The following is a 6,701-nucleotide window of genomic DNA, read 5'->3' on the forward strand; positions in this document are numbered from 1 at the left end:
TGCGGGACCACCTTCAACGCTTCCCCGGCGCTGGACTCCACTGTGCACCGACCGGATTGACGTTCAATAAACGCCCGGTTGTCGGCCCGTCCATCGACGAAGCCGCAGGTCAGGAAGGTAGGGCGGCCGACTGTACGGCGCGCGGGACCAGACCGCACCACCCTGGCGCGCGCCCGGCGCGCCCGAGAAGGGGGCTCCGTCGGCCAACCCGCCACGAGTTGGCCGGAAACGGACCCCACGGCACAGTGATCACGCATATTCTCGGATGCCAGTACACACACGAGTGCACTTCTCCGGTGAAGCATCCGGAAAAGGCAGCGCGGCGGCGCTCCCGCAGTGCAGAGTGTCTCTGTGCAAAGAGTCTGTGCAAAGTGTCAGCGTGCAGTCAGCGTGGCAATGCAGTCATTGTGACGCGGGGAGCGTGACGTACCGCCACCGGCAGCGGGTCGGCGGGGCAGTGCGGACGCCGGGAGGAGACGGCGGCCCGGCCTCGCGCCTCGTCCAGCCGACCGGAGGCCCGGCCGGAAAGGTGCCTCTCAATCGTGACGACCGGACAGATACCGAATCCGTTCCCCGTCGACGAGGACGCGGGTGGCGACGACGGGTCCGACGTCCTGCGCCGCCGGGCCGCGCGCGCCCTGCAGGCGGTCGCCTTCGACACCATCGGCACCGGCTACGCCGAGGCGTTCCCCTCGAAGGACGGGCAGCTGGCCTGCGGACGCCGCCTGCTGGCCGAACTGGGGCCGGGCGCCGAGGTGCTGGACGTCGGCTGCGGCAACGGCGACCCGACCGTCCGGCAGCTGACCGGCGCCGGGCTGCGCGTCACCGGTGTGGACCTCTCGGACGTCATGCTGACCCTGGCCCGGCAGGCCCGCCACTCCGGCCCGCACCCGCCCGTCCTGCACCGCATGGACATGTACGACCTCGCCACCGAGCGCGCCCGCTCCGCCTGGAACGTGCCGCGGCTCGGCCCCGCCGGGCGCGGCACCTTCGACGCGGTCACCGCCTTCTTCTCGCTGATCCTGCTCCCCCAGGACGAGATCCCCGTGGTGCTGGGCCGGCTGCGCGAGCTGCTGCGGCCCGGCGGGCTGCTGGCGCTCGGTATGGTCGAGACGGATCTCGACCACGTTCCCCTGCCGTTCCTCGGCCGGGAGCTGCGGATCAGCGGATTCCTGCGGGAGGATCTCGAACGGGTCCTGCTGGCCGCCGGGTTCGCGGTCGAGGAGCTGGAGGGACGTCCGTACGCGCCCGCCAGCACCTCGCTGCCGCCGGAGGAGCAGCTCTTCCTCCGCTGCCGGCGGACCGGCTGACGGCCGGGACCGCGGGCTCGGACAGGCCAGCAGACCGAGGCAGACCCAGGCAGTCCCCGACAGACCACAGACCGTAACGATCCCAGGACAGGCCCCCGTGCGCGACCAGCTTTATCCCGAGGCCGGAGAGCCGCCTGCCCTGCCGACCCCGCGCCGCCCGTCGTCACCCCCGGAGCGGGTCCCCGAGCGCCTCGCCTACCTCGACTCCGCGACCCGGCGGATCAACAGCGCGCTCGACCTGGCCGCCACCCTGCGCAACGTCGGCCGGGTGCTCGTCCCCGCCCTCGCCGACGCCGCCGTCGTCCACCTGCGCGACCCGCTGCCCAACGTCGAGCGCGAGCCCGGCTTCCCCGAGCAGCTGCGGATCCACCACAGCCAGGGCACCCGGCTCGGCCGGCGCGGCCGCCCGACCGGAGACGACCGCCGCGACCGCTACGGCAGCCGCTACGGCGCCCGCTCCACCGCCGACCCGGGCCCGGCCACCCCCGTCACCCGCGGCGGCGCGCTCGCCCACACCCTGCTCAGCCGCCGCCCCGCCGAACCGGTCGTGCTCGGCACCGCCGGGGCCACCGGCAGCGCCCGCACCACCGAACTGCTGCGCGAGCTGTACGGCGCCCGCGGCCTCGCCCGGCTCAGCCCGGGCACCTCCGTGCTCGCCCTGCCGCTGCGCGGGCGCAAGACCGTGCTGGGACTGCTGGTGCTGATCCGGCGCCCGTCCGCCAAGAGCGGCCGGCCGGGCTTCGACGCCACCGACACCGCCACCGCCGCCCACCTCGCCACCCAGGCCGGGCTGGCCGTCGACACCGCGCTGCGGTACGCCCGCGAGTGGGAGATAGCCAACGAGCTCCAGCGCAGCATGCTGCCGCTGCGCCTCCCCCAGCCGCACGGCGTCCGGCTCGCCCAGCGCTACCTGCCCGGCGAGCGCGGCGCCCAGGTCGGCGGCGACTGGTACGACGCCGTGCCGCTGCCCGGCAACCGGGTGGCCCTGATCGTCGGCGACGTGATGGGCCACTCGCTGACCTCGGCCGCCATCATGGGCCAGCTGCGCACCAGCGCGCAGACCCTGGCCGCGCTCGACCTGCCGCCGCACGAGGTGCTCTACCACCTGGACGAGCAGGCCCAGCGGCTCGGCCGCGAACAGCACCTGGCGACCTGCGTCTACGCCGTCTACGACCCGATCGCCAACCGGGTGGTGCTCGCCAACGCCGGACACGTGCCGCCGGTGCTCGTCCAGCCGGACGGCACGGCCGAGCTGCTCGACCTGGAGGCGGGCGCGCCGATCGGCGTCGGCGGGGTCGACTTCTCCTCCGTCGAACTGCCCGCGCCGCCCGGCTCGGCCCTGCTGCTGTTCACCGACGGTCTGGTGGAGACCCGCAACCGGCCGCTCAGCGACGGCCTCGAACTGCTCCGCGCCCGGCTCGCCGGCGCCCACCGGCACGCGCCCGAGCACCTCTGCCAGGAGGCGCTGCGGATCCTGCCGCCCGGCGACCGGGGCGACGACATCGCGCTGCTGGCCGCCTGCTTCGACGGCATCCCGGCCGGGGACGTCGCGCACTGGTACCTCCAGCCGCGCAACGAGACGCCGGGCCGGGCCCGCCGGCTGGCCGCGCACACGCTGCGCCGCTGGGGGCTGGAGGAGCTGACCGAGGCGACCGAACTGATGGTCAGCGAGCTGGTCACCAACGCCGTCCAGCACGCCACCCGCCCGGTGACGCTGAGCCTGGTCCGCACCACCCGGCTGCGCTGCGAGGTCGGCGACGACAGCCCGCTGCTGCCCCGGCCGCGCCGGGCCGGACCGGAGGACGAGCGCGGGCGGGGCCTGCAGATCGTGGCCCGGTGCGCCGAGCGCTGGGGCGCGACCCGGCTGGGCACCGGCAAGGTGGTCTGGTTCGAGCAGCGCCTGCCGTAACGGACCGCGGGGCCGCGCCGGGGCGACGGCCCCGCGGGCCCGTCAGACCCGCTCGGGCACCTTCGGCTCCGTGCCGGTGCCGCTCGCGGTGCCGCTCGCGGCGGGCTCCATCCGGGCCATCAGCCGCTCGCCCTCCATGTCCACCCGCGGCACCACCTTGTCCAGGCTCTTCGGGAACCACCAGGCTGCCCGGCCGAACAGCGCCATCGCGGCCGGCACCAGGGCCATCCGCACCACGAAGGCGTCCACCAGCACGCCCACCGCGAGCGCGAAGCCGATCGGCTGGACGATCGGGTCGTGGCCGAAGACGAACGAGCCGAAGACCGCGATCATGATCAGCGCCGCCGCGGTGACCACCCGGGCGCCGCCCCGCACCCCGGCCACCACCGCGTCCCTCGGCGTCATGCCGTGCACGTGGTGCTCCTTCATCCCGGAGACCAGGAACAGCTCGTAGTCCATCGCCAGCCCGAACAGCACGCCGATCAGCAGGATCGGCACGAAGCTGACCACCGGGCCGACCTTGGGCACGTCGATCAGGCCGTCCAGCCAGCCCCACTGGTAGACCGCGACGACGGCGCCGAGCGAGGCCGTGATGGAGAGCAGGAAGCCCGCCACCGCCTTCAGCGGCACCAGGATCGAGCGGAAGGCCAGCGCCAGCAGCACCAGCGCGATGCCCACGATCACCGCGACGAACGGCGGCAGCGCGTCGCCGAGCTTGGCGGAGACGTCGATGTTGGCGGCGGTGGTGCCGGTGACGTCGATCCGCGCGCCGGTCCCGGCCTGGATCGCGTCGCGCTGGTCGCGGATGTCGGTGACCAGCCGCCGGGTGTCGGCGTGGTCCGGGCCGGTCTCCGGGATGACCGGGACGAGCGCGGTGCCGCTCGGCTGGTCGAGCTGCGGCGGGAGCAGGGTCCGCACGCCGGGCAGGGCGGCGAGCCGGCCCGCCACGTCCTGCACCGCCTGTTCCGGCCGCTCGGCGCCCGCGGCGTCGACGACGACCACCAGCGGGGCGTTGAAGCCGGGGCCGAAACCGCGGTCGACCAGGTCGTACGCGGTGCGGGCGTCGGTGCCCTCGGCCTGCGAGCCGCCGCCGGGCAGGCCGAGGGTGAGGCTCGCGGCGGGCACGGCGAGCGCGCCCAGCGCGGTGAGGCCGGCCAGCAGGACGGCCAGCGGGCGGCGCACCACGAAGCGCGCCCAGCGCTCGCCGAGCGTCGTGCGCCCGGTGTTCCGCACCGCGCGCCGCCAGACCGGCAGCCGGTCGATGCCGCGGCCGGCGAAACCGAGCAGGGCGGGCAGCAGGGTGATCGCGACCAGCACCGCGATGACGACGGCGCCGGAGGCCGCCAGGCCCATCACGGTCAGGAACGGCACGCCGGCGACGGCCAGGCCGGCCAGCGCGGCGACGACGGTGAGGCCGGCGAAGACCACGGCGCTGCCGGCGGTCGCGTTCGCGCGGGCGGCGGCCTCCTCCGGCTCCAGGCCCTCGGTGAGGTGGCGGCGGTGCCGGGAGACGATGAACAGGGCGTAGTCGATGCCGACCGCCAGGCCGACCATCAGCGCCAGCACCGGCGCGGTGGAGATGATCTCGAACGAGCCCGCCACGGTGACCACGCCGGCCATCGCGACGCCGACCCCGATCAGGGCGGTGACCAGCGGGAGCCCGGCCGCGACCAGCGAGCCCAGGGTGACCACCAGGACCAGGCCGGCCACCATCAGGCCGATCGCCTCGCCGCCGTCGACCTGCGCCATCTCGTTGTAGGCGTCGCCGCCGAAGGCGACCGTGACCCCGGCCGCGCGGGCCGGGTCCGCCGCCGCCCTGACGGCGTCGCGCTGCTGGTCGGTGATGTCGCCGAGCTCGCGGTCGAAGGAGACCAGGCCCAGCGCGACCTTGCCGTCCGGGGAGACCGCGCCGGTGGCGAACGGGTCGGGCACGCCCGCGACGCCCGGGACGGCGGCGATCCGGGCGACCGCCTCGCCGACCGCCTCGGCGTTCCCGGGGGCGGCGATGCCGCCGGGCGCCTCGGTGGCGAAGACCACCTGGGCGGAGCCGTGACCCTGCTCGGGGAAGGTGCCCTTGATCCGGTCCAGGGTGGCCTGGGCCTCGGTGCCGGGGACCTTGAACTCCTCGGAGGTCGCGCCGCCGAAGGCCGCCGCCGCGCCGCCGACGGCGATCAGCAGGGCGAGCCAGACGGCGAGCACGGTCCGCCTGCGGCGGAAGCAGAGTCGGCCCAGGCGGTACAGGTACGTGGCCATGCGTGCACCTTCGGTCGGGTCGTTCGGGAAAGTCGTTCGGGCGGGCCGTTCGGGCAGCGGGTCGTCCTGGCGGGACGCGCCGGCGGACGCGGGCGCCCGGCCCGGTCGTCCGCACCACCGTACGCACAACTTGTTCGCGTGACAAAGTCGACCGACGAGAGCATGTGACGCAATCGTTCGATCCAGTTGTGTGAACATGGCGATACCCTGGCCCAATGGCTCATGTCCCGGCCGCCGAACGGCGCCCCCAACTCATCCAGGCCGCCATCGACCTGATGGCCCGCGAGGGCGTGGCCGCCGGCAGCACCCGCGCCATCGCGGCCGAGCTGGGCGTGGCACAGGCGACGGTGCACTACACCTTCGGCACCAAGAAGGACCTCTACCGGGCCGTCGTCGAACAGCTGACCGCCGACTTCATCGGCCAGGTGCGGGCGTCCGCGCCGGACGAGGGCCCGTTCGGCGAGCAGGTCCGCACGATGGTCTACGCCCTGTGGGACAGCGCCGTCGGCGAGCACGGCAGGTGCGCGCTGATCACCGAGTTCTCCGCGATGGCGCTGCGCGACCCGGACCTGCAGGAGATCATGCGGGCGGTCCAGCACGAGATCGAGACCACCGCGGCCGAGCTGCTCACCGGGCTCGCCGCCGCCCACGGACTGTCACTGCCGCTGCCCGCGCAGGAGGTCTCGGTGTACTTCCTGGCCGGCTTCAACGGGCTGACCGACCGCTACCTGGTGCTCAAGGCCGCCGGTGAGGACCCCGAGGAGGAGTCCCGCCGGGCGCTGGACCTGCTGGTCGCCACCACGGTCGGCCTCTGCCTCGGCGCGCCCGCCGCGATCTGACGGCGGGGCCTACGGTTCGACGATCCGGACCGGCAGTTCGGCCAGCACCTCACGCAGCGTGACGGCGAAGCGATCGTACTCGGCGCTGCGGGCCGATCCCGGCCGGGTGGCGAGGCCGATCCGGCGGCCCGGCGCGGGGGCGGCGAAGCGGACGGCGGCCAGCCGGTCGGCGCGGCCCGCCTCGACGTCCAGCGCGGTGGCGGGCAGCAGGGTCACCCCGAGGCCGCCGGCCACCAGTTGCACCAGGGTGGACAGGCTGGCCGCCCTGGTGGTGGAGCCGGCCTGGTCGGCGCCGACCTCGCGGCAGATGTCGAGGGCCTGGTCGCGCAGGCAGTGGCCCTCCTCCAGCAGCAGCACGTCCAGGTCGAGCAGCACGTCGCGCGGCACGTC

The 6,701-nt window shown here is 74.8% G+C and carries 5 protein-coding genes; 3 read left to right on the plus strand and 2 right to left on the minus strand.

Annotated elements, in window-relative coordinates; all coding sequences use genetic code 11:
- The first annotated feature begins 542 nt into the window (after window positions 1-542).
- Together ABD308_RS01300 and ABD308_RS01305 are read left to right on the plus strand one after the other, a co-directional pair.
- The gene (locus ABD308_RS01300) at window positions 543-1,310 is read left to right on the plus strand and encodes a class I SAM-dependent methyltransferase (RefSeq protein ID WP_344324135.1); all 768 of its coding nucleotides are present in this window, start codon (window positions 543-545) and stop codon (window positions 1,308-1,310) included.
- Between the two features lie 97 nt (window positions 1,311-1,407).
- A complete protein-coding gene (locus tag ABD308_RS01305; RefSeq protein ID WP_344324139.1) occupies window positions 1,408-3,219 on the plus strand; it encodes a SpoIIE family protein phosphatase in 1,812 nt (603 codons plus the stop codon).
- Window positions 3,220-3,261: 42 nt separating this feature from the next.
- Here ABD308_RS01305 and ABD308_RS01310 read toward each other — a convergent pair whose 3' ends face one another.
- Window positions 3,262-5,472 carry an MMPL family transporter gene (locus tag ABD308_RS01310; RefSeq protein ID WP_344324142.1) on the minus strand — a complete coding sequence of 737 codons (2,211 nt, stop codon included), beginning with the start codon at window positions 5,470-5,472 and terminating at the stop codon, window positions 3,262-3,264.
- Window positions 5,473-5,687: 215 nt separating this feature from the next.
- Between ABD308_RS01310 and ABD308_RS01315 the strand changes: the two genes are divergently transcribed.
- Entirely contained in the window at window positions 5,688-6,311 is a 624-nt protein-coding gene (locus tag ABD308_RS01315) for a TetR/AcrR family transcriptional regulator (protein WP_344324145.1), read from the plus strand.
- 9 nt (window positions 6,312-6,320) lie between these two features.
- Here ABD308_RS01315 and ABD308_RS01320 read toward each other — a convergent pair.
- A partial coding sequence (locus tag ABD308_RS01320; protein WP_344324148.1) for a LysR substrate-binding domain-containing protein occupies window positions 6,321-6,701 on the minus strand: 381 nt, incomplete at its 5' end.

It is taken from the genome of Kitasatospora putterlickiae (genome assembly GCF_039527695.1).
Lineage (GTDB): Bacteria > Actinomycetota > Actinomycetes > Streptomycetales > Streptomycetaceae > Kitasatospora > Kitasatospora putterlickiae.